The organism is Azospirillum melinis (genome assembly GCF_013340935.1).
Taxonomy (GTDB): domain Bacteria; phylum Pseudomonadota; class Alphaproteobacteria; order Azospirillales; family Azospirillaceae; genus Azospirillum; species Azospirillum melinis.
This window is the reverse complement of sequence record NZ_WHOS01000009.1, coordinates 17,902-42,466: the sequence shown is the minus strand read 5'-3', so window position 1 is coordinate 42,466 and position 24,565 is coordinate 17,902. Positions and strand designations below refer to the sequence as shown.

Below are 24,565 nucleotides of genomic sequence, written 5' to 3'. Positions count from 1 at the left end.
CGGCCTCAGCAGGTGATGCCGCCATCCACTGTAAGGGTCTGACCCGTGATGAAGCCACCGCCGTCGCTCAGCAGGAAACGGACCAGCGGCACCACGTCCGCCGCGGTGCCCAGCCGGCCCAGCGGGGTGCGGCGCACGATCTGGTCGCGCTGCCCGTCGGACAGGCTGCCCGACATCTCCGTGTCGAGATAGCCCGGCGCCACCGAATTGACGGTGATCGCCCGCCGCCCGACTTCCCGGGCCAGCGCCCGGGTCAGCCCGTCCAGCCCGGCCTTCGACGCCGAATAGGCGGCCAGACCGACATAGCCGCGCTGTCCGATGATGGAGGAGATGTTGACGATGCGCCCACCCTGTGCGCCCGCCCCACGAGCCACCAGCTTGGCGCGCAGGAAGGCGCGGGCGGCCTGGAGCGCCCCGGTGAGGTTGGTCTGGATCACGGCCTCGGCATCGACCTCCGGAAAGGTCGCCAGCACGCCTTCACGGGCGATGCCGGCATTGTTGACCAGCCCCCACAGCGGCGAATTGCCGCCCCAGGCGACAGCGGCGTCGAAGAAGGCGCGGACCTCCGCCCCATCGCCGATCCGGCAGGGATGCCAGGACAGGTCGGGGCCGGACAGCCGCTCCAGCGCGTCCGACGGGGCGCGGCTACAGGTGGAGACCCGGTAGCCGTCGGCCAGCAGCGCCTCCACCAGCGCGAGGCCGAGGCCACGGCTGCCACCGGTGACGATGACGTGCCGTTTGGCCAGGGAGCCGTCGTCCACGGTCGGATGGGCAGCGGTCATTGTGGTCCCTTTCGGCTCTTCTTGCCCGCAATGCTCAGCGGGATATGGTCGGCGAAGGTCAGGGCGCGCGGGCGTGCGGCGGGGAGCAGGTCGGCGGCGGCGGCGCGCAGGCCGGCGCGCAACGTTGCCTCGTCCACGCCCGGCGCCGCCACGATGGTGGCGGTCAGCAGATGGCCGGTGATCGGACTCGGCACGGCCATGACCATGGCATCGGCCACCCCGTCGACCGCCAGCAGGCGGCGTTCCACCGCTTCGGCGGAGACCTTCACACCACCGACATTGACCAACCCGTCGAGACGGCCGGCGAACAGCACCCGGTCGCCCCGGCGCTCCACCAGATCGCCGGTGGACAGCCAGCCCTCGCCGTCGGCCACTCCGGGGGCGGCGCGCGGGCTGCGCACCTCAAGCACGCCGTCGACGATGCGGAGCGCCAGCCCGTCGGGCGCGTCGTCCAGCCAAGCGGCGGGGAAGCCGGCGCGGCCGTCGGCGACGGCGAACAACGCACCGGCCTCGGTCGAGGCGTAGATATGGCGCAGCCGGGCGTGGGGGAACCGCGCCACCAGCCGGTCGAGAAGCGGCTGGTCGACCGCCTCGCCCCCCAGCGTCACCGCGGCCAGCGGCAGTTCCGCATCGCCGAGCGCCATCAGGAAGGCGCGCCAGAAACTGGGCGTGCCGCTGACATGGGTCACGGCATGACGGCGCGCCGCCTGTGCCAAGGCGGCGATGGTGCCGCCACCGCCTCCGGGCACGGCGACCAGCAGAGCCCCGGCTGCGGCGGCGGTCAGCATCACCTGAAGGCCGGCGAAGGCACCGGGATCGTAGGTCAGCAGCCAGCGCGCCCCCTCCTCCGCCGCGCCGCGCAGCCGGCCGCGCAGCCGGGCGAAGTCGTGGCGCAGGCGCTTGGGTGCGCCGGTGGTGCCGGAACTCTCCAGCGTGACGGTGAAGCCCTGTTCCGGCTGCCAGCCCTCCGGATCCGCCACGCCACGGGCCAGCAGCAGGCCCTGCCCCGCCGCTTCCGCCGCCGCCAGAGCGGCCAGCACGCGCGACGGCCGGTCGGCCTGCACGACGCCGCCCGCCGGAACCGGCAGTGCCGCGAGATCCGCCCAGACGAAGCTGTCCTCCCCTTCGATCAGGCGGAAGGCAGGATGGAGCCAGTCGGGGCGGCGGCCGGTCATGCCGGGACGGTGTAGAGCGCCGCCAGTTCGCCGACGGTGGTGAACTGGCGGAAGCCCTCGCGGAAGGGATCCTGGCCGGTCCGCTGTTCCAGCACCACCAGCAACGTCGCGAGGTCGAGGGAATCGATGGGCAGATCGCCGTCGAGGAAACGGCTGTCCGCCGTCAGGGGCGGCATTACCTCCCCCTTGTCGGCGGCGATGCGGCCGAGTTCCTCGGCGATCAGGGCGAAGATGCTGTCGGTCATGGTCTTTTCAACTCAACGGATCGGACGGCCCGGATCGAGCGGCGTCGCAGCTGTCCAGAAAGCTGCGGATGGCGGCGGTCACCGGGCTGGCGGCCTCGATATGCGGCAGGTGGCCGGCATTGTCGAACACCCGGTAGAGTGCGGCCGGCGGCAGCCAGTCGGCCGGCGGCATCGGGATGATGCGGTCTTCGCGGCCCCACAGCACCTGGATCGGCATCGGATAGGCGCTCCAGTCCACCGGCGGTCCGCCTCCGGCATGGGCGGCGAAGGACTCCGCGACGATGCGCTCCAATCCGGCGCGGCGGACCGGGTCGGCGCCCTGCGCGTGCAGCACCTCACCGAAGCGGGGAATCAGTGGCGAGGGGCCGGCGAACAGCCGTTCGGCGCAGGCACGTCCTTCCGCCACATCGGCGGGTGCCATGGCCCGCCGCAGGAACTCCAGATCGAAAGCCGTGCCCAGGCCGGCGCTCGACAGCAGGGTCAGGCTCGCCACCCGGTCGGGCGCCAGCCTCGCCAGTTCGCGCGCGACATAGCCGCCCATCGAATGGCCGACCACATGCACGCGCGGCAGTTCCAGCCCGTCGAGGAATTCGAGCAGCCACGGCGCGAAGTCGGAAACCAGGCCGCTGCCGACATCGGGCGTCGATCCGCCATGGCCCGGCAGGTCGACGGCGATGGCACGCCGCCGCGACGACAGGGCTGACAGATTGAACTGCCAGGTCAGTCGGTCGCCGGCAAAGCCATGCAGAAGCAGCACGGGCACGCCGCCGCTGCCCACCGAAAGATAAGCGGCAGGGCCGCCGGCGACGGTGGCGACACCGGCGCGCAGACGGCTTCCTTCCGAAACAGGGCCGGCCGAAACGGGGCGGGCTGAAACAGGCCGGGAAACGGGCACCGTTCAGGCCGCGACCGGCGCACCCGCCAGGGCCAGCAGGTCGCCGACCGTCTTGGCCTTGGCCAGCTTCTCGCCTTCGACCACGACGCCGGTCTTTTCGTCCACCAGCGCGATGAAGCTGATGACCGCCAGCGAATCCCAGGCCTCCAACGATTCCAGGGCCTCATCGCCGGTCAGCGTGCCGGGATCCAGTTCGAGCATCTCGTCAAGAGCGAGAAGGAATTCGTTGCGATCCATCAGTTTTTCTCCTTGGTCGAGCCGGCACCGGGTCAGTGCAGCGACTTTTGCCGGACCGAGCGGTTGATGTCCACCCAATCGGGGTGGTCACGAAGAGTTTTGCAACAATCCTGCCAGCCGAAGACGGGGTTGACCGGCAAGAGCGCCTCCAGCAGGCGGCGCACCAGTTCATAGTCGGCGGGTTCGTCCACGCACCAGCGCTGACCTTCCAGATCGCTGTCCAGCGGCAGGTCGGGCACCAGCGCCGTCCCCAGCCGGAAACGGTCGGGGCGGCGGTAGAGGTAGGGGGTGACGTGTTCCCGCTCCGCCGGATCGGTGGCGTTCGCCGCCGCCTCGTCCAGCAGACGGCGCGGAAAGATCTCGGCGTCCAGACCGCGCGGATAGCGCGTGCTGTCGATCGACAGATAGTCCAGCGGCTGGCCATCCTGAAAGGCGGCGATCAGGCGGCCGATCAGCGCCGGGTCGATCAGCGGACAGTCGGCGGTGACGCGCACCACCAGATCGGCATCGGCCAGCGCCGCCGCGCCGGCGAAGCGGCCCAGCACATCCTGCTCGTCGCCGCGGAAAACGGCGACGCCAAGTCCCTGCGCACATTCCACCACCGGGTCGTCGGCGGCATTCACCGTCGTCGCCAGCACCACCGCATCCAGGCTAGGCGTGCGGGACAGCCGCTCCAGATGATGAGCCAGCAGCGGACGGCCGGCGGCCGGCATCAGCACCTTGCCCGGCAGCCGGGTCGAGGTCATGCGCGCCTGCGAGATGGCGACGATCCTCTGCCTGCTCGGGGGCTTAGCCACGCGGCCCCTCCTCTGGAGGCGCCAGCATGTCCCAGCCCAGCGGTTCGCCCCGGCGAAGGCGGCGGACAGCGCGGCGGCCCAGCACCTCAGGCAGATGCTTGGGCGCCATCCCGAAGCCGGGGCGGATGGAACGGACATTGGCGGCGGTCAGCGGCTCCCACGCCTCCACGTCGGCAACGACATAGAGGGAACGGCGATAGTTGCGACCGCCGGCCTCGCTGGGCTTCACCCCGTGATCGACGCAGCCCATGGCGGCGGTCGCCGTGCGCACGGCGTCGGCCATCGCCCTGAACTCCGCCGGCTCCAGAGAAAAGGCGCTGTCGACACCGCCGTCGGCGCGCGACAGGGTGAAGTGCTTCTCGATCACCGCCGCACCCATCACCGCGGCGGCGACCGGCACGGCGATGCCCTGGCTGTGGTCGGACAGGCCGGCGGTTACGCCGCCGAAAGCCTCCGCCAGATGAGCGATCGTCCGGAGGTTGCAGTCTTCCGGCGGGGTGGGATAGCCGCTGACGCAATGCAACAGGGCGAGCGGGACATCGCCCGCCGCGGCCACTGCCTCTTCGATCTCGCCCAGCGTGGCAAGGCCGGTGGAGATGATCAGCGGCTTGCCGGACCGTGCGGCACGGCGGATCAGGGGAAGGTCGATCACCTCGAAGGAGGCGATCTTGAAGGCCGGGGCGTCAAGATCCTCCAGCAACTCGATGGCGGTCTCGTCGAAGGGAGAGCTGAAGATGGTCAGCCCGAGCGACCGCGCCCGCTCGAACAGGGGGGCGTGCCAGTCCCACGGGGTGTGCGCCTCGCGGTAGAGGTCATGCAGGGTGCGTCCGTTCCAGAGCCCGCCCTCCAGCCGGAAGCCGGGACCGTCATGGGCGATGGTGATGGTGTCGGCGGTGTAGGTCTGCAGCTTGACCGCGTCGGCCCCCGCCTCCTTCGCCGCATCCACCAGCGCCAGGGCACGGCCGAGGTCGCCATTGTGGTTCCCCGACATCTCCGCGATCAGGTAGGGCGGATGCCCCTGCCCAATCGGGCGCCCCGCGATGGACATCGGCGGTCGGCTGGGGAGGCGGCCGTTGGCATGGCCTGGAGCGGCATTCGACACGGGCAGGTTTTCCAATCGGATCGGTCTGACGGACCCAGTCTTTCACGAAATCATGAAGGAAGGTTAATTTCCGGCGGCCGGTCCGCCGCGCAGCAGGGTCCGCGCCTCCTCTCCGTAGGCGAGCAGCCGTTCGACGCAGCGGGTGCGGTCGCCGATCTCGACGAAGCGCGCCTTGGCCGCAAGTCTGGCCTCGGCGAGGGTCTTGGCATCGGTGGCGAGCGTCACGGCACGCGCCAGATAGGCATCGCGGTCGGACACGCAGAACGCCGGGCCGGCATTGCTGGCGACATCGCCCGAGCCATAGCTGATCACCGGCACCCCCTCCGCCAGCGCATAGGAGGCGCCGCCGCCACCGCCCTGGCGCGGCGGGTTGAGGAAGACGTGGCAGCGGGCATAGAAGGCGCGGATGTCGGGGACATGGCCGAGGCATCGCATGCGGTCCCGATTGCGCAGGGATGCAAGGCGGCCCGGCAGTTCCTTCACCTCCCCGGCGAAGACCAGAGCGCTGTCCGGGCAGCGCTCCAGGATTTCGTCGTACAGATCCAAAATCTCCGCCCCCACCTCCAGATCCAGGCGGGTGCCGACCACCGCGAAGAGGAAAGTGTCGTCCGGGAAGCCGGTTTCGACGCGCTTGCCGTCGGACGGCGGCGGCGTGAAGCCGAAGGTGAAGGGGCGGAAACGGCGGGCGAACGGCGCCCGGTAGAGGGCCGGGATGGAGCGGGTGTGGTCGTTCTCCTCGTACCCCAGCACGATGTGGGCGAGCGAGATGGTGATGCTGGAGGTGGTGGGGATGGCCACCACCGGGCGGGTATCGGCCTCCGCGAAGAGGTCGGCGACGATGTTGGACCCGCCGAAGGCGACGATGAGGTCCGGATCGTAGCCGTCGATGGCCTCGACGATGACGCGCAGCTTGTCCTGGCTGAAGGCCGGCTCGGTGAAGGAGGCGACCTTCACCTGCCGGCCGAACATCTTCAATGCATAGACGCCTTCCAGATCGGCCGTGACCTCCGCCACCATCGGCGGGATGAAGACATTCTCGACCCTGGCGGGCATGCCGTTGACGTTGATGATGGCGACGTCCAGCCCGAAATCGTCCTGCATGCGGGCGGCGAAGTCGAAACAGTCGCGGGTCGGCTGGTGTCCCTGGTTGGTGAACTGGTTGGTCACCACCGCGACGCGGCGGATCGGCCCGTCGCGAAAGGCCGCCCGCGCCGGTGTCAGCCCCCAGCGCCGCGCGATCTGCCTGACCATCGCCGTGTAATAGCGGAACAGGTCGCAGGCGACGAAGGTCGCCATCTTCTCGCCGCTGGCGGTTCCCAGGAACAGCTGCCGCGAGATGCACCAGTGGGTGTAGTGCAGCGCCGCCGGATCGGCGCTGTCGCCGCCCAGGATCAGGTAATGAAGGATGCGCTCCAGATGATAGAGATCGCCGGTCAGATGGAACAGCACGGAACGCAATCGGATCGTGTCGTTCACCGGCACGTCGCGCTCAAGCCGTTCGGCAAGCTCCATCCGGCCGTCGAACTCGATGGTCCGCCGGATCTCGTCGCAGAGCGCGGTGAAGCGGTTGAGCTTGCCGGCGTCGATTTGCCGGTCGGTGAGAAAGACCGTCAGGGCGGCGGCGGCCGCGGTCACGCGGTCGGATGGAACCGTTCCCGGCATTGTCTTGACCCTTCCACTCCAGACAGCCTTCCCGTGTGTACCGCCGCCACCGCAAGCCGTGCAAGCAGGCACTGCCTTCGGCAATCCATGGGCGATGTGTGCAGCGCGGCAGAAGCCGTTGCGCAAGGCGGCGGATTGCGACACACTCCGAATAACCACATTTTTAAAAGGGGATCTGACATGGCTGGCTTCGACTCCACCACCGGTGCCGCCGGCGTCGTGACCGGGCTGATCGAAAAGGCCGCTGCCGAACTGGACGCGATGTCCGATGCCGCGGGCGAGATCGCGCCTGAAGTCGGCGACCTCACCGGCATGCTGGTGGAGGCGCAACGCATCGCCGACCGGGCCGCCTTGGAACTGCGCCGGCTGACCCAGAAGCTGTCGCGGACGGCCGCCTAAGTCTTCAGCCCGGCGACGCCGTCCAGGATCACCCCCTCGTTCAAGGCGCGGCGTTCCAGCTTGGCGCCGAACAGCTTGGCACCGGTCAGATCGGTCCTGGCGAGGTCGCAGCCGCGCAGGTTGGCGAAGGACAGGTCGGCATTGCCGAGATTGACCGACCGCAGGCAGGCGCCGCTGAGATCGGCATAACGCAGCTTCGCGCCCGACAGGTCGGCCGGGCGGGACCGCTGCTCGTCGAACACCAGGGGGCGCAGGTTGACGTTGCGCAGGTCGGCATTGTTCAGCTTGGCGTTGCGCAGGCTGATGCCGCGCAGGTCGCCGTCCGTCAGCTTGGCGCCGCGCAGGTCGGCGCGGTCCAGCACCGCGGCCTGCAGTTGCACGCCGGAGAGGTCCAGGCCGTAGAGCGTCGCCCCGGCCGCGCGCAGCATGGTCAGGCACATGTGGGCCAGCGACGGCGCATGGCGCAGATCGAAACCGGACAGGTCGAGCATCGCGCCCTGCGCCCCGCTCGACCCCACCCAGGTCATGTGGTCGCTCAGGAGGTCTTCCAGCGACCGTCCCAATTCCGCCACCACACGGCCGACCGGCTTGTCGGTCAGCGCCTCTTCCACGTCGGCGTCGGTGAGGTCGGCCATCACCATGGTGGCGCCGGTCAGCACCGCGCCGCGCAGGCAGGCGCCGCGCAGATCGGCGCCGGACAGGTCGGCTCCTTCCAGGTTGGAGCCGGTGAAATTGGCGCCGCGCATGGTCGCCCGCACCAGCTTGCACCCGCGCATCACCGCATCCGAGAAGTCGGTGTGTACTGCCATGATGCCCGACATCCGGGCGTTGGTCAGGTTGGCCCCGGACAGGTCGGCACCGTCGGCGTCCGCCGGGCTGGACTCGATCTGCACCATGTGCAGATGGCCGGAGCGGTCCTTCTCGGCCAGGGAGCCGTCGCGCAGATCCGCCTCGAACAGGTTGGCGCCGACCAGGATGGCGCCACGCAGACAGGCGCCGCGCAGGTCGGCCTTGATCAGGCTGGCCCCGTCGAAATTGGCCTGCCGGAGGTCGGCGACGAAGAAGGAGGCGCAGTCGAGCCGTGCACCGGACAGGTCGGCGCCGCGCAGGCTGGCACCGACGAAATCGGCATGGGCCAGATCGCGTCCCGACAGGTCGAGGCCCGACAGATCGCAGAATGAGAGGTTGGCACGCGCGCCGCCGACACGGGCATTGCGGAACATCTCGTGTTTCCGCACCGCCTGATCGAGCTGCGCCTGATCGAGGCGCCTGAGCGTGCGATTCTGCACCATGGTCCCGTGAACTCCCTTTCCCGGCGCCAGTGTGCGGCAGGCCAACTTCAGAAAGGGTTAATTCATGCCGCTGACTCGTTCTCCATGGCCGGTTCCCCACCGTCGGCCGGACGGCCTCCCAGCCGCTCCGACAGGATGGAGGCGATGACTCCGCGCAACTCCTCCGGCGACACCGGCTTGTGCAGAAGCCGGCAGCCGGTGGCGACCGCCTCGCGGATGCGTTCCGGCGCGGTGTCGCCGGTCAGGATCAGGCCGGGCACCGGACGGCCCAGCCGCTCCCCCACCTTCGCCACCATCTGCACGCCGGTCAGCCGGCCCGGCAGGCGGAAATCGCTGACAATGAGGTCGGGAACGGGCGTGTCGGGCACGGAGCCGGCCTTTGGGGAGCCGGCCTTGGTGGGGCTGGCTTGGAGCTTGGCCCCGCCGATCAGCGCCAGGGCATTCTCGCCCTCATCCGCAACGACAACGCGATAGTCCCAGCTTTCCAGCAGCAGCCGCACGGCATCGCGCTGGATCGGGTCATCCTCCACCACCAGGATCAACCGGTCGCCGGCCACCACCGGATCGGCGTCCTGCACCGGCGCCGCGGTCGAAACCCGTTCGGTTCCGACCACCGGCACGCTGACCGCGAAGACCGAACCGCGGCCCTGATGTGACCGGACCTCCACCGCATGGCCCAGGAGTGCCGCCTTTCGACGCACCTTGGCGAGGCCGAGGCCGAGGCCCTGGCGGCGGTCGCGCTCCGGATTGCCGAGCTGGACGAAATCCTCGAAGATGTTGTCGAGCTGTTCGGGCGGGATGCCAGTCCCGGTGTCCCACACCTCTATGCGCAGCCACCGGCCCTGACGACTGCCCTGATGGCGGCAGCCGATGGTGACGCGGCCCTCGTCGGTGAAGCGGATGGCGTTGCGCACCAGATCGCCCAACATGCGGGTCAGCAGCGTGCGGTCGGTCCGGATCACCATCCGGGTTGGCATTGCGCGCAGGACCAGCCCCTTTTCCGCCGCCATGCCGCGGAATTCGGCCAGCAGATCCTCGAACACCGCCGACACCGGCACGTCGGCCAGCTGCGGTCGCACAACGCCGGCATCCAGCGTCGCCACCTCCAGCAGGGCATGCAGAAGCTTCTCGCCGGCGTCCAGCGCCTCACCCATCTTCTCGGCGATTGCATGGTCACGGGTGTTGGCGAGGCGTTCCATCAGAATATGATGAAAAAGCCGCAAGGCTTGGAAAGGCTGGCGCAAATCATGATTGGCGGCCGACAGGAAACGGCCCTTCGCCTGATTGGCCCGCTCCTTTTCCTCCAGCGCGCGGCTCAGCTTCACGTTGAGGGCGCTGAGCGCTGCGGTGCGCTCCTCCACCCGCTGCTCCAGCTGGACATTGGCCTGTTCGAGCTGGGCGTTCGCCTCCGTCAGAGCCTGACGGGCCAGCGCCTCCCGTTGCAGGCTGGCGGCGCCGAGCAGGGAGAGGCCTGCCAGTGCGGCGACGCCGGCAACCACTACGATAAGACCGCGCTCCATCCGGACATACCAGGGATCCAGCACGTTGGCGCGCGGGATCGTCACCACCGACAGGATCGGCAGGCCGGCCATCCGCTTCAATCCGAGAATCGAGGGCTTGCCGTTCACCACCCATTTCGCATCGACCCGGATGGTACCGGCTTCGAGCCGTGGCAGCGGGCCTAGCGACGGGGGGCCCGTGCCGGCGAGGCGGGCGCCGTCGGGGCGGTACAGACCGACCGAGCGAGCGCTCGCGTCGAAGGGTTTCAGCACCGGATCCAGGGCCGCCAGCGGCACGGCCACCAGGACCGCACCATCGAAAACGCCCGCCGCAGTGTGGATGCGGCGGGCGAGAAGAATGGCCGGCTGCCCCGCCACATGCCCGAAGGCCGGCAGGATCCGATGCTCCTCCTCCGGCGATAAGGGGCGGACCAGAAGCGACAGGCCGTCGCTGGTTTCCGGCTCGGCGAAGGCGACGGTGGGACCGTACAGCGCCGTCCCGTCGGCACTGAGCAGCGTGACGCGGCCGTTGCGCTCCACCGCCATCGCCTCGGGCAGTGTGCGCTGTCCCCAGGAGGCCAGGCCACGTCCGTCCATCCGGCCAGCGAGCTGTTCCAGCAAGCCGACGCTGGCGTCCAGCACGCCGCGCGCATGGCTGTCGAGCAGGATGGCCGCTTCCCGTGCGTCCTTCTCGGCCCGGTCGAGCGTGTCACGATAGTCGAGCGCAGTGACGGTGGCCCAGGAGGCCGTTCCCAGCAGCGCCAGCATCGCGCACAAGAAGGCGACCAGCATCCGTGGAGAGGCGGCGAGACGGCCGCGGCCGGCGGCTAACGACAGGGAAGGCGGAGGCATCTGTGGCGATGACATCGGCCCGGTCACACGGGCATTGGCTGGATCAGCGGCAGACGATGCCGAAGCTCCTTCCAAAGCGGCGACTGGTGGGTGACGGTCATCGGCGGAAAATCCTGGGCGGTGGCGGAACTGGGCGGGTGACAGGAGAGCGGCCGGGTCGCCAGCGACTGGGATGCCAATCGAGACAAGCGAAGCAGCCAAGAGTAAGTTTCAACTTTTCCGAATGTTCGAATGACAAATCAACCCGCAGTTCCCCGTTCGGTTGACGGTTCGGAACTAAAGCTTAGCCCCATTAGCCAGAGGAACAATATCACAGGAAGAAATCCCATGCGATCAGTCTTGGCGACTATGACCAATATCGTAATCACCTGCCCATTGGGTCAATGGCTGGGTGCGCGAAACCGTGGAATATCCGGCACAATTGCGGGATTGTTCACTACTTTAGATAAAGTGCGCCAACGCTCCTGCCGGTTGCAGTACGGGAGCCGAAACGCAAATGGGCCGCACGCGCGGGAAGCGCGGCGGCGTCGCAAGGATGGGACGATCAAATCAGGGAGGGGGTGCGGACGTCTGCGTCTCGCCACGCACGATGAGGATCAGGCCGTCATCGGCCGCCTCGATCTCCTTGCCGGCATCGCGGGGGATCGGGACCTTCTGGCGTCGGCAGAACAGCAGAAGCAGCGCCAGCGTCTTGCTGGGGGTGAAGACCACCTCCCGCGATCTGGAGGCGCCGCTTTGCTGGATTTGGACCGACAGACCGCCATCGGAGGTTGGCGTCACCGTGGTGACGACGCCCAGCGGCAGATCCGTCTGGTTCGGAGCCTTCTGGTACCAGGCGAGGGCTTTCTTCAGGGCGGAATTGGTGAAGAACAGTTCACGTGTCTCGACGATCATTCCATCCCTGACCAAACACTCACGCCCGGCCGCCCTCCAGTCCCGGATTGAGCCGGAACGTGATCGCGCGCCCCAGTTTGGATTCCCGCAGAAGGATCTGCTTGGTTTCCAGCAGCTTGATGGCCCGGTTCACATTGGGCCGCTGCATGCCCAGCGCATCAGCCAGCTCGGACTGGAGCACCGGAACGGAGCGATCGAAATGGAGCCTCCGGCTCAGATAGGTGAACACACGAAGCGCCTCCAGAGTGATCTCGCGGTCGGTCGAAACGGCTCTGGAGATGACGTCATGATGATGCAGCATCGTGGCCTCGGTACGCAAGGTTGTCAGGTTGCTGGGGCGATAATCGGAATGGTTCGGCGTTGCGCCCCGCAGGCCCGCGGTGCCGGATGAAGTCTGCGATTCCGTGTTCGGTTGCGTCATCGGCCCTTCCCTTCCGCTGTGGCCGGCCAGGCCGGCGTGTTCGAATGAGGTGACCGTACCGGAGGATTATTGTTCGCGTATGTCGCCACGATTTCGCGACTGACATAATTGGTGTCTGTGGAAGCAATCATGAAATCGGATTGAAACCGCGGACGTGCCCGCCACCGGCCAATGACCACCCGGTGCTGCGCCGTTTTGTCGCGGGAACCGGCTCAGTTACAGCCCTGTTTCAACTCTCATGTGCCCGGCGATGGAGTGCCGGAGTTGGAAGGGAGACCCGCCATGCACCGACTGATCCTGCTGCGCCATGGCCAGAGCGTGTGGAATGCGGAAGACCGCTTCACCGGCTGGACCGACGTCGGCCTGACCGACCGCGGCATCGCCGAGACCCACAAGGCTGCCGAGTTGCTGAAGGCAGCCGGCATCGATGTGGACATCGCCTTCACCTCGGTGCTGAGCCGGGCAATCGAGACGCTGCACCTCGTCCTGCGCGACATGGACCGCTTGTGGCTGCCGGTGCACAAGCACTGGCGCCTGAACGAGCGGCATTACGGCGCGCTGCAAGGGCTGAACAAGGCGGAGACGGCGGAGCGCCATGGGGCCGAGCAGGTGTTCCAGTGGCGGCGAAGCTGGGACGTGCCGCCTCCAGCCATCGAACCGGACGACCCGCGGTCGGCCGTCACCGACCGCCGCTACGCCGGGCTCGCCAAGGCGAACCTGCCGCGCGGCGAGAGCCTGAAGGACACCACCGAACGCGTCATCCCCTTCTGGCGCGACGAGATCGCGCCGGCGCTGCGGCTGGGAGCCCGGGTGCTGGTCTCCGCCCATGGCAACAGCCTGCGCGGGCTGGTCAAGCACCTGGACAATGTCAACGAACAGGACATCCCGCTGTTCGAGATCCCGACCAGCCGCCCGCTGGTCTATGAGCTGGGAGCCGACCTGATACCGCTCCGCCGCTATTTCCTGGGAGAGAACGGCACGGTCGAGGAAATCAGCTGGCCGAAGCGCGAGGAGGCCGACAAGGACAGCAGCGCGGCGGCATAAGCCCCCTCCCGCTCGAAAGGGGGCTTCCAGCGCTTACGGTGTTGCGCTTCGCCGCTTCGGGCCTCTACCGGTACGGGGGCCGGTGCGGGGAGCGCCCCGGCCGGGGTCACGACCCGCATCGCGGCCGCCGTCGTTCCCAACCGGGTGGTGGAAATGGTGCTGATGCGCCGGCTTCTCGCCATTGCCCCGCTCCGGCGGACCCCGCCGGCCGCCGCGGCGCTCCTCGACACGGCTGCTGTAACAGTTGTCGCAGACGCGGAAGCGGTGGTTGGCCTTCAGCCGCGTGCCGCAGACCGGGCAGGCGCGGGCGAGCGAGCGCTCGGCGAGCGTCCGCTCGATGAAGGCGTTCAGGTGCGCCCGGCGCTCCTGGCACAGATCCATTTCGGGATAAGCGTCCGGGAAGCGGTAAGCGAGCCAGGCGTAGGCGGTCAGTTCCTTCACCGCGCGCTCGGCCTTCTCCAGCTCCACGTCGGTGCCGACGCTGTGCCGGAAGCGCTCGGCGGCATCGGGGGCGGCGTTGGGGATCCCCCTGCCCTGATTGACCGCCCAACCGCCGAGAAGGCGCAGGTTGTTCTGGTCGCGGGTATCGATGGGGCAGCGGGCCAGCATGTCGCGCTGGGCCAGCGGCAGCCTGGCGCGGTCCACCGCGGTTGCCGCCTGGATGCGCTGCTCCAGGTCGGTCATGCGGAAGGTCTGGTTGGCGCGCAGCAGTTCCTGCCCGGCGGTGCGCAGCACCTTGGCGAGGCTGTCGGTGTCCAGCTCCCGCGCGATGGCCTCGACATGGCTGAGGTTGGGCGAAATCCACGAGCGCGGATCTTCCGGCGGCACCGGCGGCGAGGTCAGCGCCCGGCGCACCGGGTTGATGCTCTCGCCGTCCAGCACGGCGACACGGCCTTCCTCGCGCAGGCCGAAGCGGCCGGCCCGGCCGCCGATCTGCCGGATCTCCGAGGCGGTCAGCTCGCGTTCCTCCCGCCCGTCATATTTGCGGGTGGTAGACAGCACGACGCGGGCGACCGGCAGGTTCAGCCCCATGCCGATGGCGTCGGTCGCCACCAGCACGTCGGCGGTGCCCTCGCGGAAACGGCGCGCCTCGGCCCGGCGGACCTCCGGCGACAGGGCGCCGTAGATCACCGCGACATTGTGGTTGCGGCCCAGCAGGTCGTGGCGCAACGCCATGACGTCCTTGCGCGAGAAGGCGATCAGCGCGTCGCCGGCCTTCACCTCCTCCAGCTTCACCCGCTCCTCCTGAACGCGCAGCGGCGACTTGCGGGTGAATTCGACGACCTCCAGCTCCTCGCCCATGGCGTCGGCCAGCCGCTTGACGTAGGGGATGGCGTCGGCGGAGCCGGTCATCAGGATTTCCGGGGCAGCAACGCCGGCAACCGCCTGGGTCCAGGCCCAGCCGCGGTCGGGGTCGCCGATCATCTGGATCTCGTCGATGACGCAGGCGCCCCAGACTTTGCTGGTGTTCACCATTTCGATGGTGGAGGAGGTGAAGGCGGCGCCCGGCCGCACGTCGCGCTCCTCGCCGGTGACGAGGCTGCACGGCCGGCCGCGCGTCTCCAGCGCCTCCTGCCCTTCCAGCGCCAGCAGGCGCAGCGGGGCGAGATAGCAGCCGCTCTCCGCCTCGGCCAGCCGGTCCATCGCCGCGTGGGTCTTGCCCGAGTTGGTGGGACCGACGAACAGCCGCAGCTTGCGGATCATCGCGCGGGCGGTGGCGAAGCTGTCGAGATAGACGCCCATGCCGGACGCGTTCTCCAGCCGCTCCCGCCGGACCTTCAGGCCGGCACGGGCGGCGGCGGTGGAGAAGGCTTCCTCCATCGCGTCGAGCAGGGTCTGCAAACGCGGGATCCGGCCGCCGAAGCCGACGACGCGGCCCAGTTCGTCGGCGAGGCCCTTGGGCCGCCAGGATTCGCCGAAGCCGGCCGCCCGCTGGGCCATCGACGCGACCCAGCCGTCGACGCGGTCCTTCGCCTTGGCGATGGCGGGCGAGGACAGGCAGGCGCCCTTGACCCGCTTGCCCAGCGCCTTGGCCTGCGGCCGGCCGAACCCCTCCTCGATGGTCAGCAGGCCCCACAGGTCGGCCTCGATGTCCGGAAGGGGTCCAAGCGCCACCTTGAAGCGCAGCTTCAGTTTGCGGTCGGTGCCGGGAATCTGGACGACATGGTTGACCGCGACCGTCCAGCGCGCCGGGGTGCTGTCGGCATCCACCTCGATCCCGTCGCCGCGCACCACGGCGGCCACCGCGCGCAGGGCGTCGCGGCGGTCGAACTCGTCAGCGGTGCCAGGGGTACGGCCGGAACGGGCGTTGTCGGAAGTGTCGTCGGTCATGATCGTCTTTTCTTGAGATTGCCCCGGCGATGCAAACGCTTCGGCCGGTCATATCGGCCGGGCGGCCGGTCCGGCAAGGCCGTCAGGCTCTGCCCTCAGACAACAGCCATAGAGCGCCAGGGTCTCTCTTTATGGCCGGGGTCTCACTTTATGGGTCTGACCGGTCGATTCGGCAAGCCGAATCCCCCGATCGGAGCAAGCCCGGGCTAATTCGAATCCGTCGCCGTTTCGCCGATCTCGCCCGTGCGAAAAGGGGGGAGGCACGGCCACATAGAGCCACGCAGGTTTGGTGGTCCGACCCCAACGGGTTAGCCGCCGCCGCCCGGCGGACAGGCCCGGCACCGGGTCAAGCCGGACCGGCCGCCAGATCGGTCGTGTAACGTTCAATGCTTTGTTCCGATTCATTCTTTTGGGAGATGCGCATGCCGAATCCTCGTGAGGTCCTGGAACTGATCGAGCGCATGCGGTGCATTTCGAACGACGGCGAGCGCCGGGCCCTGATCGAACGGCTGGGCGCGGCCGACCGTCCGACGGTGCTGTCCTTCCTGAACGCGCACGGGCTGAACGTCTGCATGACGTCGGACGCGGCACTGGCCGCCTTCGGCGCGTCGGACGTGCTGCTGCGCGACGGGATCGGGTTGCAGGCGGTTCTGCCGGTGCTGGGCATGCCGGCCGGCCTGAACATGAACGGCACCGATTTCATCCCGCTGCTGCTGAAGACCCTCAGCCCCCGCAAGGTCGCGATCTACGGCACGGCCACCCCGTGGCTGGACCGCGCCCGCGTTGCGCTGGAGACGGCGACGCCGCACCGCTACGCCGACCTTCAGCACGGCTTCCACCCGGTGGAGCATTACATCGCCCAGGCGCGGGCCAACCGCCCCGACGTGATCCTGCTCGCCATGGGCATGCCCAAGCAGGAACAGGTCGCCGCGGAGCTGAAGCGCGCGCTGGATCATCCGGTGCTGATCGTCAACGGCGGCGCCATCGTCGATTTCCTGGCGGGCCGCTTCAAGCGCGCTCCCGAGGCCGTCCAGCGCTCCGGCCTGGAATGGGCCTTCCGTCTGGCGCAGGAGCCCCGCCGCCTGTTCCGCCGCTATTGCATCGGTGCCTTCGGCTTTGCCTGGAGCACCCTTCGCCTTCGCCGTGCCGCATCCCTCCGAACCCGCGGGACGGGCGCCGCAGCGCCCGCTTCCACCCGGATCTCTCCGTCACCGATCCGGCGGTCGCCTATCCAGAAGGAGCTTTGAGACGTGGAAAACCTTCCCCAGATCAACAACGGAGGCCACGGCGGCCCGCCGGCTCCGGCGTGGCCCACCCAGGTCGGCCACCATGTGCCGCGTGAGTTCGACGGCCCCGCTCCGGCGATGGGCCCCGACTTCCGCTTCATCCTGCGGGTGCTGGCGGCGCACAAGACGCTGATCATCCTCATCGTGCTGGCGCTGACCGCCCTGTCAGCCTTCGCCGTCTCGCTGATGAAGGACAAGTACACCTCCGAAGCCCTTCTGCTGGTCGACAACCGGCAGGTCCGCGTCGTCCGCGCGGAAGACCAGGCGCTGAACTCGATCACGCCGGAAGACGGCGCGATCCTCAGCGAGATCGAAATCCTGAAGTCGACCGCCGTGCTGTCCCAGGCCGTCACCGACCTGAAGCTGGCGACCAACCAGGAATACAACCCGCCGGTCCAGGCCGACGAGACGAAGCCCTTCGTCGAGCGCGCCACCGCCTGGACGCGCGAGCAGGCCCATGCCGTGTTCGGTCCGGAACTGCCGGGCGTCGTCCAGGCCGTCCTGGCCCATGGCGACAATATGACCAAGGACACCCACCTGCGCGAGACCCGTGCCGCCGACAGCATCGACGGCGTGCTCGACCGCGTCCGCCGCAACCTCGAGGTCGGCGTCGTCGGCCGGTCGCGCGTGATCCAGGTCCGCTACACCGCCGGCGACCCTGAGATCGCCCAGAAGGTGGTCGACACCGTCGTCCGCCGATACATGGAAACCCGCCAGCAGATGGACCGCGACCTGTCCACCAGCGCCGTCGCTTGGCTGGAAGACCGCATCGCCACCCTGCGCAAGGAAGTCGCCGCCGCCGACACCAAGGTCGACGCCGTCCGCTTCAAGGCCGGTCTGGTCAAGAACGGCACCAACGGCCTGATGGCCACCACCGAGCTTGAGCAGGCCCGCCTGCGTCTGGCCGAAGCCACCGCCAACCGCGCCCGCGCCGTCGCCCAGGCCCAGACGCTGGAACGCAGCGCCGGCAACGGCGGCAGCCTCGCCTCGCCCGTTGTCGCCCAGCTGCGCGCCACCGTCGCCTCGATCTCCACCGAGCTGGCCCAGCTGTCGCGCCAGTACGGTCCGAAGCACCCGCGCATCCAGGAACTCCAGGCCCGCCTGAACGAAGCGAACTCCTCGCTGCAGCAGGAAGTCCGCCACGAGATCGGCGGCGTCCGCGAGGCGGCCAACGTCGCCATCGAGCAGGAAAACGCCCTGAAGGCGATGATCGCCAAGCTGGAAACCGGCTATCAGACCATGGCCGAGGAAGCGGTGCCGCTGCGCACGCTGGAGGCCGAGGCCCAGGCCAAGCGCCAGCTGCTCGACAGCCTGCTCGGCCGTCTGGAAGAAGTGCAGGCCCAGCAGGACAACCGCGCCTTCCCGACCGCCGTCAAGCTGGTCTCGGCGCCGCAGGTTCCGCATGAGCCATCGGGTCCGTTCCGCATCCTGATGCTGCTGGCCGGCTTCGTCGCCTCGCTCGCCGTCGCCATCTTCATCGTCTTCGGCATCGAGCTGTTCCAGCGCCGCATCCGCACCCCGGAAACCGTCCGCCGCATCCTGGGCGTGGGCACGGTCCACATCGTCCCGCACCACTCCACCCGCGGCACCCGCGGCCGTCTCGACCAGATCTTCCAGAACCATCCGTTCTCGCTGTTCTCTGAATCGATGCGCGCCCTGTTCCGCAACCACCTGTCGGATCTGGGTCCGGTCGGCTCCATCGCCGTCACCTCGGCCCGCCCGCAGGACGGCAAGACCTCGATGAGCCTCGCCGTCGCCCAGGTCGCGGCCCAGGCCGGCCGCCGCGTGGTGGTGGTCGACACCGACTTCCGCCGGTCGCGCATCGACGGCCTGTTCAACCTGTCGGCCAAGAAGGGCCTGTCGGACTGGGTTTCCGGCACCGCCACCCTGGACGAGATCGTCCACACCAGCGAGGATGCGCCCTATGCGATGATCCCCGCCGGCCGTCTGATGCCGGAGACGCTGGACCGCTTCAACGTCGATGGCCTGATCCACCTGATGGCCGGCCTGTCGCCGCACTTCGATCTGGTGGTGTTCGACACCGCCCCGGCACTGGCCGTGTCGGATGCCCGCATCGTCTGCGGCGCCGCCTCCAAGGTGCTGTTCGTCAGCCGCTGGGGCCACACCACGGCCAGCGACCTGCAGGCGGTCGCCGACCTCGGTCCGATCGACCACAGCAAGTTCGTGGCCGTGATGACCGACGTGAACCTGAAGAAGGCGGCGTCGCGCGGGTACCAGGGTCCCTACAACAGCTACATGGCGACCCGGAAGTACTACGGCGACACCACCCTGCGGACCGCCCCGTAACGCGGGAAGCCGGGGTGACCTGAAGCTCCTTCGACGCAGAGGCCCTTTCCTTCCGGACGCTGCGGCGCCCGGAGGGAGGGGCCTCTCCATGACCGGAACCGGTACCTCCCTTTGCAACCGGCCCCTGCGACAGGAAGAGAGCCCCTCCTCATGATCGAGAGTCCGAAGCCCGGTTTCCCCAAGTGGCGGGCGAACCAATGGCACCCGACACGGCGCGACCTGCTGTGGACCGCCGCCGCCGGCGCGGTGCTGGCGAGTTGCCGCGGCGCCAGCGGCCCGACATCGGCGGAAGCCGCCGCCACCCAGCCGCAGGCGGCGGAGCCGGCGGTGACGCTGCGCGAGGCCTGCCGTGCGCTGGGCATCCGCCATGGTGCCGCGCGCGACCATTTCATCGATCCGGAAGACCCGATGCTCGACCGGCTGATGGCGCGCGAATGCGACGTCGTCACCCCGGAGAATGGCGGTAAATGGGGCGTCTTCCAGCACACCGAGGGCAATTACGACTGGCGCCGCTTCGACGCCGCGGTCGAACTGGCGCGCAGCATCGGCGCCACGCCCAACTGGCACACCATCATCTGGCAGCATATGGGCATGCCGCCCTACATGAAGCTTCCCGCCGGCAGGCAGGCGGAACTGGGCATCTCGGAAAGCGCCTATTTCTCGCCGGACGGCACGCTGAGCGCGGACAATGTCTGGCCCCGCTTCACCGGCGTGGTGGAGGCGGTGCGGCAGCGCTACGGCGACGTTTTCTACCGCATCGACGTGGCCAACGAGGTCTTCTTCTGGGAGACGGTGGAGAGCCACCCGAAGGAACAGGACCGCTACGGCTTCCGCCGCGGCATGTGGTGGGTGGCGGCCGGCGGGGCGGAGAAGGGGCCGGAATGGCTCGATCCCTTCTTCCACCATGTGCACAAGGCCTTCCCCAAGGCGAAGCTGGTGCTGAACGAGTTCGGCATCGAGATCGACGAGGGCTGGCAGCAGCGCAAGCGCGCCTATCTGCTCGACTGGCTGACCGGGGCGGTGAAGCGCGGCGTGCCGATCCAAGGCATCGGGCTGCAAAGCCACCTGATCGGCGGCAAGCCCTATGACAGCGCCGGCATGCGCAAATTCCTGCGTGCGGTCGACAAGCTGGGCCTGTCCGTCCATCTGACGGAGATGGACGTGGACGAGACCCGCCTGCCCCGCTCCTGGTCGCGTGCGGAAAAGGACCGGGCGATGGCCCAGCTGGCCCGGCAGTATCTGGCCGACATGCTGGACAATGCACGTGTGGAGGAGCTGTGCTGGTGGCACCTGCGCTCCGACCTGAATTTCATCGCGCGGGAGCATCCGGACCTGGGTGCCCACCCCTCCCCCTATGACGAGGACTCCCGGCCGCTGCCGCTCTACACGGCGGTGGTGGAGACGCTGCGGGAGAAGGCACGCACCGGCAAGGCGCGGTCGGGCTGACAGCCCGCGTGTGACGTACCGCGGGGGTAAGCCGTTGGTGCCGTCCACCCCCTGCGATAGGCCCGCGCACTTTCTCGTTCGCGCGCGCGCGTCCGGTGCCGCTCCCGATTAGAGTCCCTGAATGCGTCCTGTACCCATCTGATGGAGAGGTCGATCGTGCAGAACACAGCCGACACATTGCCGATGGATCGCCTGCCCGCCGATCGCACGGCGGACGACGCGCTCGTCGAGCGCTACCGGCGGAAGTTCCACCTCTCGCCCACCTACCCGCTGACGGCCGAGATGGTGCAGCGCCACTGGGACCTGGAGCGGCGGCTCGCCCGCGAACTGCTGGACAGCAAGCCGGACGAGCGCTGGGACGTGTTCGAGCAGGCCTATACGACGCTCTACACCAGCTGTCCGTGGCTGAACGAGGCGGAGGACGATGCGCACACCCGCAACGACGACCTCGACTTCCGCCATTTTCTGACTCTGCTGGGCGGGCCGCAGGACGTCTACGAGGTGGGATCGGGCAAGGCCCGGCTTCTGCGCTACCTCGCCCGCCACGGCTACCGCTGCGTCGCCACCGAGGTGACGCGCGAGCGCGGTGCGACCTGGATCGAGCAGGATTCCAACGTCACCTGGAAGAACAGCGACGGCATCCACCTCGCCCGTTTCGAGGCGGCCGACCGTTATGACAGCGTGATCTCCACCCATGTCGTGGAGCACATGCATCCGGAAGACGTGCTCACCCACATGGAGAATGTCCGCACCATCCTGAAGCCGGGCGGCAAGTACGTCCTCAGCATGCCGCACAAATACGCCGGTCCGGCAGACCTGTCGGAGGTGTTCGGCCTGAACGAGCCGATCTGCATGCACCTGCGCGAATATGGCTGGGGCGAGACGGAAGCCATGCTGCGTCAGGCCGGCTTCGGCCGCGTGGAAGCCGTCTACATCCTGCCGATGGCGGTGCGCCGCCGGATGAACCTGCACTTCGCCAGCCGCGCCTATCTTGGCTATGCGAAGCTGGTTGAGGCATTTTTGGGACGGCTGCCGTTAACCCTTAATCGCAAGCTCGGAAGGGCTGGTCAGCTCTATCTGTTCCGGCCCGAGGTGTTCGTGGTGGCCCATAAGCCCAAGTGATGCCCATTTGAGCGCTACGAAAAAGCGCTAAATCAAAGACTTACAGACAGACCGAACCCCTTTGTTGCTGCAATGCATCGACAAAGGGGTTTTTCGTGTCTCTTTCTTTTCACAAGTGATAGTGGCATTAGAGCCGCATTTCGCTAAAATTTGAAATACCTCGTTAACCTTTTCCGGCCAGATTGGGTTTCAGCGAAATTCACGGAAAAGAGGATACTTCCAATGGCAACCAGCCCCGTCGATACGACCTTCGTCGTCAATGCCTCGGGTGTGACTGCCGGAGGAGTCTGGCCGCATTTCAAGTTCCTCGTCGATGGCGTTGCCGTCGGCCAGGCGACGGTCAATTCCACCAGCGCCGGCCGGTACAGCTTCACCACCAAGGTGGCCCCCGACGCCGCGCACAAGGTCCAGATCGTTTATGACAACGACTGGCTGTCGACCGACAAGGCCGGCATGTACCGCGACCTGATCGTCAAGTCGATCGAAGTCAACGGCAAGACCATCGCTTCCAACAGCTCGACGGTCTCCTACGCCGCTGAAGGTCAGGGCACGCTGTCCGGCCGCGAAATGCTGTCCTGGAGCGGCTCGCTCGATTTCAACATGTCCAAGGACATGTTCGCCAGCTCCACCGGGACCCCGACCACTCCGACCACCCCCACGACGCCGACCACGCCGACGACCCCGACCACCGGCGGCACGCCGATCGTCGTGAATGCATACGGCAATGCGGCCGGCGGCGTGAACGCCCACTTCAAGGTTCTGGTCGACGGCAAGACGATCGGTGAAGGCACGGCCGGCACCGCCGCCAAGGACTTCACCTTCAAAGCGGATGTCAGCGCCGACGTCGCCCACAAAGTCCAGATCCAGTACGACAACGACGCTGTGGTCAACGGTGTCGACCGCAACCTGTACGTCAACAAGATCACCATCGGCGGCCACGCCGTGAACCCGACCGACAGCATCGTGTCGATCGACAAGGGCGCCCTGGACGGCAAGGACGTCGTCGCCGGCCAGCAGGCCATGTGGTGGAACGGCACCATGGAGGTGAAGGCCGACAAGTCCTGGTTCGCCGGCAGCACCACCACCCCGACCAACCCGTCCAACCCCACCACGCCGACCCAGCCGAGCCTGTCGGTCAGCGACGTGACGGTGACGGAGCCGACCGGCACCAAGACCGCCGGCGGCATCCAGGGCTTCCTGCACACCCAGGGCAACCAGATCGTCGACGAGGCCGGCAACACCGTCCGCCTGACCGGCGTGAACTGGTTCGGCGGCGAGGGCTACAACTACGTGCCCGCCGGCCTGTGGGCCGACAGCTACCAGGGCCACCTGGAGAAGATGAAGTCGGTCGGCTTCAACACCATCCGCATGACCATGTCGGACGAGATGTTCGACAGCACCGCCGTGACCAACGGCATCGACTATTCGAAGAACCCGGATCTGGCCGGCCTGACCCGCCTGCAGGTCTATGACAAGGTCATCGACTACGCCGGCAAGCTCGGCATGAAGGTGATCCTCGACCACCACCGCAACGACGGCGGCGCCGGCACCAACGAACACGGGCTGTGGTACACCGACAAGCACCCGGAATCGACGGTGATCAACAACTGGAAGATGCTGGCCCAGCATTATGCCGGCAACGAGACCGTCATCGGCGCCGACCTGCACAACGAGCCGAGCGTCAGCGCCACCTGGGGCGGCAGCGCCGCCACCGACTGGGCGTCGGCTGCCGAGCGCATCGGCAACGCCATCCAGACGGTGAACAAGGACTGGCTGTTGTTCGTCGAAGGCACCGAATGGAGCAGCACGCTGGCCGGTGCGCAGTCGCGCCCGATCCACTTCGACACCCCCAACAAGCTGGTCTACTCGCCGCACGCCTACGGCCAGAGCGTCGGGCAGTTCAGCTGGCTGAACGACCCGAACTACCCCAACAACCTGCCGGCCCAGTACGACAAGATGTGGGGGTACCTGTACAAGAACGACACCGCGCCGATCATGCTGGGCGAATGGGGCGGCCAGTTCACCAGCTCCGCCGAGCAGACCTGGGCCAAGACCATGGCCAAGTACCTGAACGGCGACTGGAACCTGGACGGCAAGAGCGACATCGCGGCCGGCGACAAGGGGATGAGCTGGACCTTCTGGGCCTGGACGCCGGAATCGGGTGACGTCGGCGGCATTCTGATGGACGACTACAAGACCATCAACCCGACCAAGGCCGCCATCGTGAAGGGCGCCATGGAAGGCGCGGTGTTCGATACCCCGACCACCACCGCCAACACGGCCAACGCCACCTTCACGGTCAAGCTGTCGGCGGCCTCCAGCAGCGCGGTCACGGTGGATTACTCCACGGTGGATGGCACCGCCAAGGCCGGCTCCGACTACACCGCCACCAGCGGCAAGCTGACCTTCGCCGCCGGCGAAACCAGCAAGACCGTGACGGTCAAGGTGCTGAGCGACAGCGTGACGGAAGGCAATGAGACCTTCGGCCTGAAGATCTCCAACGCCACCGCCGCGACCATCGCCGACGCCACCGGCACCGGCACGATCGTCGATGCTTCGGCCGCCAAGGCCGCCGCCGCTTCGCTCAGCTCGGCTGACCTGCTGGCCCACACGATGAGCGCCGCCAACGATACGCCCACCGCGACCACCGCCGAACTGGCGACGACGCAGCAGCTTGCCAGCCATGACGTGTTCGGTGTCACCTTCGACACCTATCACGACCTGCACACGACCGACACCAGCCTGGCGCACGCCGCCTGACCTGTACGGTTCGTCTG

Annotated in this window: 20 protein-coding genes; 7 read left to right on the top strand and 13 right to left on the bottom strand. The window is 68.0% G+C overall.

Annotation, left to right across the window (positions count from 1 at the left end; all coding sequences use genetic code 11):
- Positions 1 to 5 precede the first annotated feature (5 nt).
- From GBZ48_RS09095 to GBZ48_RS09060, 8 genes are all read right to left on the bottom strand, one after another.
- The gene (locus tag GBZ48_RS09095) at positions 6 to 782 is read right to left on the bottom strand and encodes an SDR family NAD(P)-dependent oxidoreductase (protein ID WP_174470746.1); all 777 of its coding nucleotides are present in this window, start codon (positions 780 to 782) and stop codon (positions 6 to 8) included.
- Entirely contained in the window at positions 779 to 1,957 is a 1,179-nt protein-coding gene (locus tag GBZ48_RS09090) for an AMP-binding protein (RefSeq protein WP_174470745.1), read from the bottom strand. Before GBZ48_RS09090 ends, GBZ48_RS09095 begins: the two co-directional genes overlap by 4 nt.
- Positions 1,954 to 2,202 carry an acyl carrier protein gene (locus tag GBZ48_RS09085; protein WP_174470744.1) on the bottom strand — a complete coding sequence of 83 codons (249 nt, stop codon included), beginning with the start codon at positions 2,200 to 2,202 and terminating at the stop codon, positions 1,954 to 1,956. The genes GBZ48_RS09090 and GBZ48_RS09085 overlap by 4 nt, the downstream gene beginning before the upstream one ends.
- A gap of 7 nt (positions 2,203 to 2,209) precedes the next feature.
- Positions 2,210 to 2,965: an alpha/beta fold hydrolase gene (locus GBZ48_RS09080; protein WP_343049480.1), complete on the bottom strand. Its 756-nt coding sequence runs from the start codon at positions 2,963 to 2,965 to the stop codon at positions 2,210 to 2,212.
- A 135-nt stretch (positions 2,966 to 3,100) separates the two neighbouring features.
- The gene (locus GBZ48_RS09075) at positions 3,101 to 3,334 is read right to left on the bottom strand and encodes an acyl carrier protein (protein WP_098737721.1); all 234 of its coding nucleotides are present in this window, start codon (positions 3,332 to 3,334) and stop codon (positions 3,101 to 3,103) included.
- Between the two features lie 32 nt (positions 3,335 to 3,366).
- Positions 3,367 to 4,131 (bottom strand): cytidylyltransferase domain-containing protein, encoded by a 765-nt coding sequence (locus GBZ48_RS09070; RefSeq protein WP_174470742.1) that lies wholly within the window; start codon positions 4,129 to 4,131, stop codon positions 3,367 to 3,369.
- Positions 4,124 to 5,179, bottom strand: a complete 1,056-nt coding sequence (pseI, locus tag GBZ48_RS09065; RefSeq protein WP_174470741.1) for a pseudaminic acid synthase — start codon at positions 5,177 to 5,179, stop codon at positions 4,124 to 4,126. Before pseI ends, GBZ48_RS09070 begins: the two co-directional genes overlap by 8 nt.
- Positions 5,180 to 5,296: 117 nt before the next feature.
- A complete protein-coding gene (locus GBZ48_RS09060) occupies positions 5,297 to 6,895 on the bottom strand; it encodes a glycosyltransferase (protein WP_211105690.1) in 1,599 nt (532 codons plus the stop codon).
- 180 nt (positions 6,896 to 7,075) lie between these two features.
- On the opposite strand from GBZ48_RS09060, the gene GBZ48_RS09055 reads away from it, so the two are divergent.
- Positions 7,076 to 7,294, top strand: coding sequence for a hypothetical protein (locus tag GBZ48_RS09055; protein ID WP_174470739.1), 219 nt, complete (start codon positions 7,076 to 7,078; stop codon positions 7,292 to 7,294).
- Here GBZ48_RS09055 and GBZ48_RS09050 read toward each other — a convergent pair.
- The 4 genes from GBZ48_RS09050 to GBZ48_RS09035 form a co-directional block, all read right to left on the bottom strand.
- On the bottom strand, positions 7,291 to 8,586 hold the full coding sequence (locus tag GBZ48_RS09050) for a pentapeptide repeat-containing protein (RefSeq protein WP_174470738.1): 1,296 nt from the start codon (positions 8,584 to 8,586) through the stop codon (positions 7,291 to 7,293). The two genes, GBZ48_RS09055 and GBZ48_RS09050, sit on opposite strands and share 4 nt — an antisense overlap.
- Positions 8,587 to 8,648: 62 nt before the next feature.
- Positions 8,649 to 10,937: an ATP-binding response regulator gene (locus GBZ48_RS09045; RefSeq protein WP_246307088.1), complete on the bottom strand. Its 2,289-nt coding sequence runs from the start codon at positions 10,935 to 10,937 to the stop codon at positions 8,649 to 8,651.
- Between the two features lie 549 nt (positions 10,938 to 11,486).
- Positions 11,487 to 11,831 (bottom strand): hypothetical protein, encoded by a 345-nt coding sequence (locus tag GBZ48_RS09040; RefSeq protein ID WP_174470736.1) that lies wholly within the window; start codon positions 11,829 to 11,831, stop codon positions 11,487 to 11,489.
- 19 nt (positions 11,832 to 11,850) lie between these two features.
- A complete protein-coding gene (locus tag GBZ48_RS09035; RefSeq protein WP_109050486.1) occupies positions 11,851 to 12,252 on the bottom strand; it encodes a cyclic nucleotide-binding domain-containing protein in 402 nt (133 codons plus the stop codon).
- Positions 12,253 to 12,534: 282 nt separating this feature from the next.
- Here GBZ48_RS09035 and gpmA point away from each other — a divergent pair, with 282 nt between their 5' ends.
- Positions 12,535 to 13,296, top strand: a complete 762-nt coding sequence (gpmA, locus tag GBZ48_RS09030) for a 2,3-diphosphoglycerate-dependent phosphoglycerate mutase (protein WP_174470735.1) — start codon at positions 12,535 to 12,537, stop codon at positions 13,294 to 13,296.
- A gap of 33 nt (positions 13,297 to 13,329) precedes the next feature.
- On the opposite strand, the gene GBZ48_RS09025 is transcribed toward gpmA, so the two are convergent.
- On the bottom strand, positions 13,330 to 15,627 hold the full coding sequence (locus GBZ48_RS09025) for a helicase-related protein (protein ID WP_174470734.1): 2,298 nt from the start codon (positions 15,625 to 15,627) through the stop codon (positions 13,330 to 13,332).
- Positions 15,628 to 16,049: 422 nt separating this feature from the next.
- On the opposite strand from GBZ48_RS09025, the gene GBZ48_RS09020 reads away from it, so the two are divergent.
- The 5 genes from GBZ48_RS09020 (at position 16,050) to GBZ48_RS09000 (ending at position 24,548) form a co-directional block, all read left to right on the top strand.
- Complete coding sequence (locus tag GBZ48_RS09020) at positions 16,050 to 16,874, top strand: WecB/TagA/CpsF family glycosyltransferase (RefSeq protein ID WP_246307087.1); 825 nt, start codon at positions 16,050 to 16,052, stop codon at positions 16,872 to 16,874.
- Between the two features lie 3 nt (positions 16,875 to 16,877).
- Complete coding sequence (locus GBZ48_RS09015; RefSeq protein WP_174470732.1) at positions 16,878 to 19,220, top strand: Wzz/FepE/Etk N-terminal domain-containing protein; 2,343 nt, start codon at positions 16,878 to 16,880, stop codon at positions 19,218 to 19,220.
- Positions 19,221 to 19,370: 150 nt separating this feature from the next.
- Positions 19,371 to 20,666, top strand: a complete 1,296-nt coding sequence (locus GBZ48_RS09010; protein WP_174470731.1) for an endo-1,4-beta-xylanase — start codon at positions 19,371 to 19,373, stop codon at positions 20,664 to 20,666.
- A gap of 156 nt (positions 20,667 to 20,822) precedes the next feature.
- Positions 20,823 to 21,788, top strand: a complete 966-nt coding sequence (locus tag GBZ48_RS09005; protein WP_174470730.1) for a methyltransferase domain-containing protein — start codon at positions 20,823 to 20,825, stop codon at positions 21,786 to 21,788.
- Positions 21,789 to 22,010: 222 nt separating this feature from the next.
- Positions 22,011 to 24,548, top strand: coding sequence for a cellulase family glycosylhydrolase (locus GBZ48_RS09000; RefSeq protein ID WP_174470729.1), 2,538 nt, complete (start codon positions 22,011 to 22,013; stop codon positions 24,546 to 24,548).
- Positions 24,549 to 24,565: the final 17 nt, after the last annotated feature.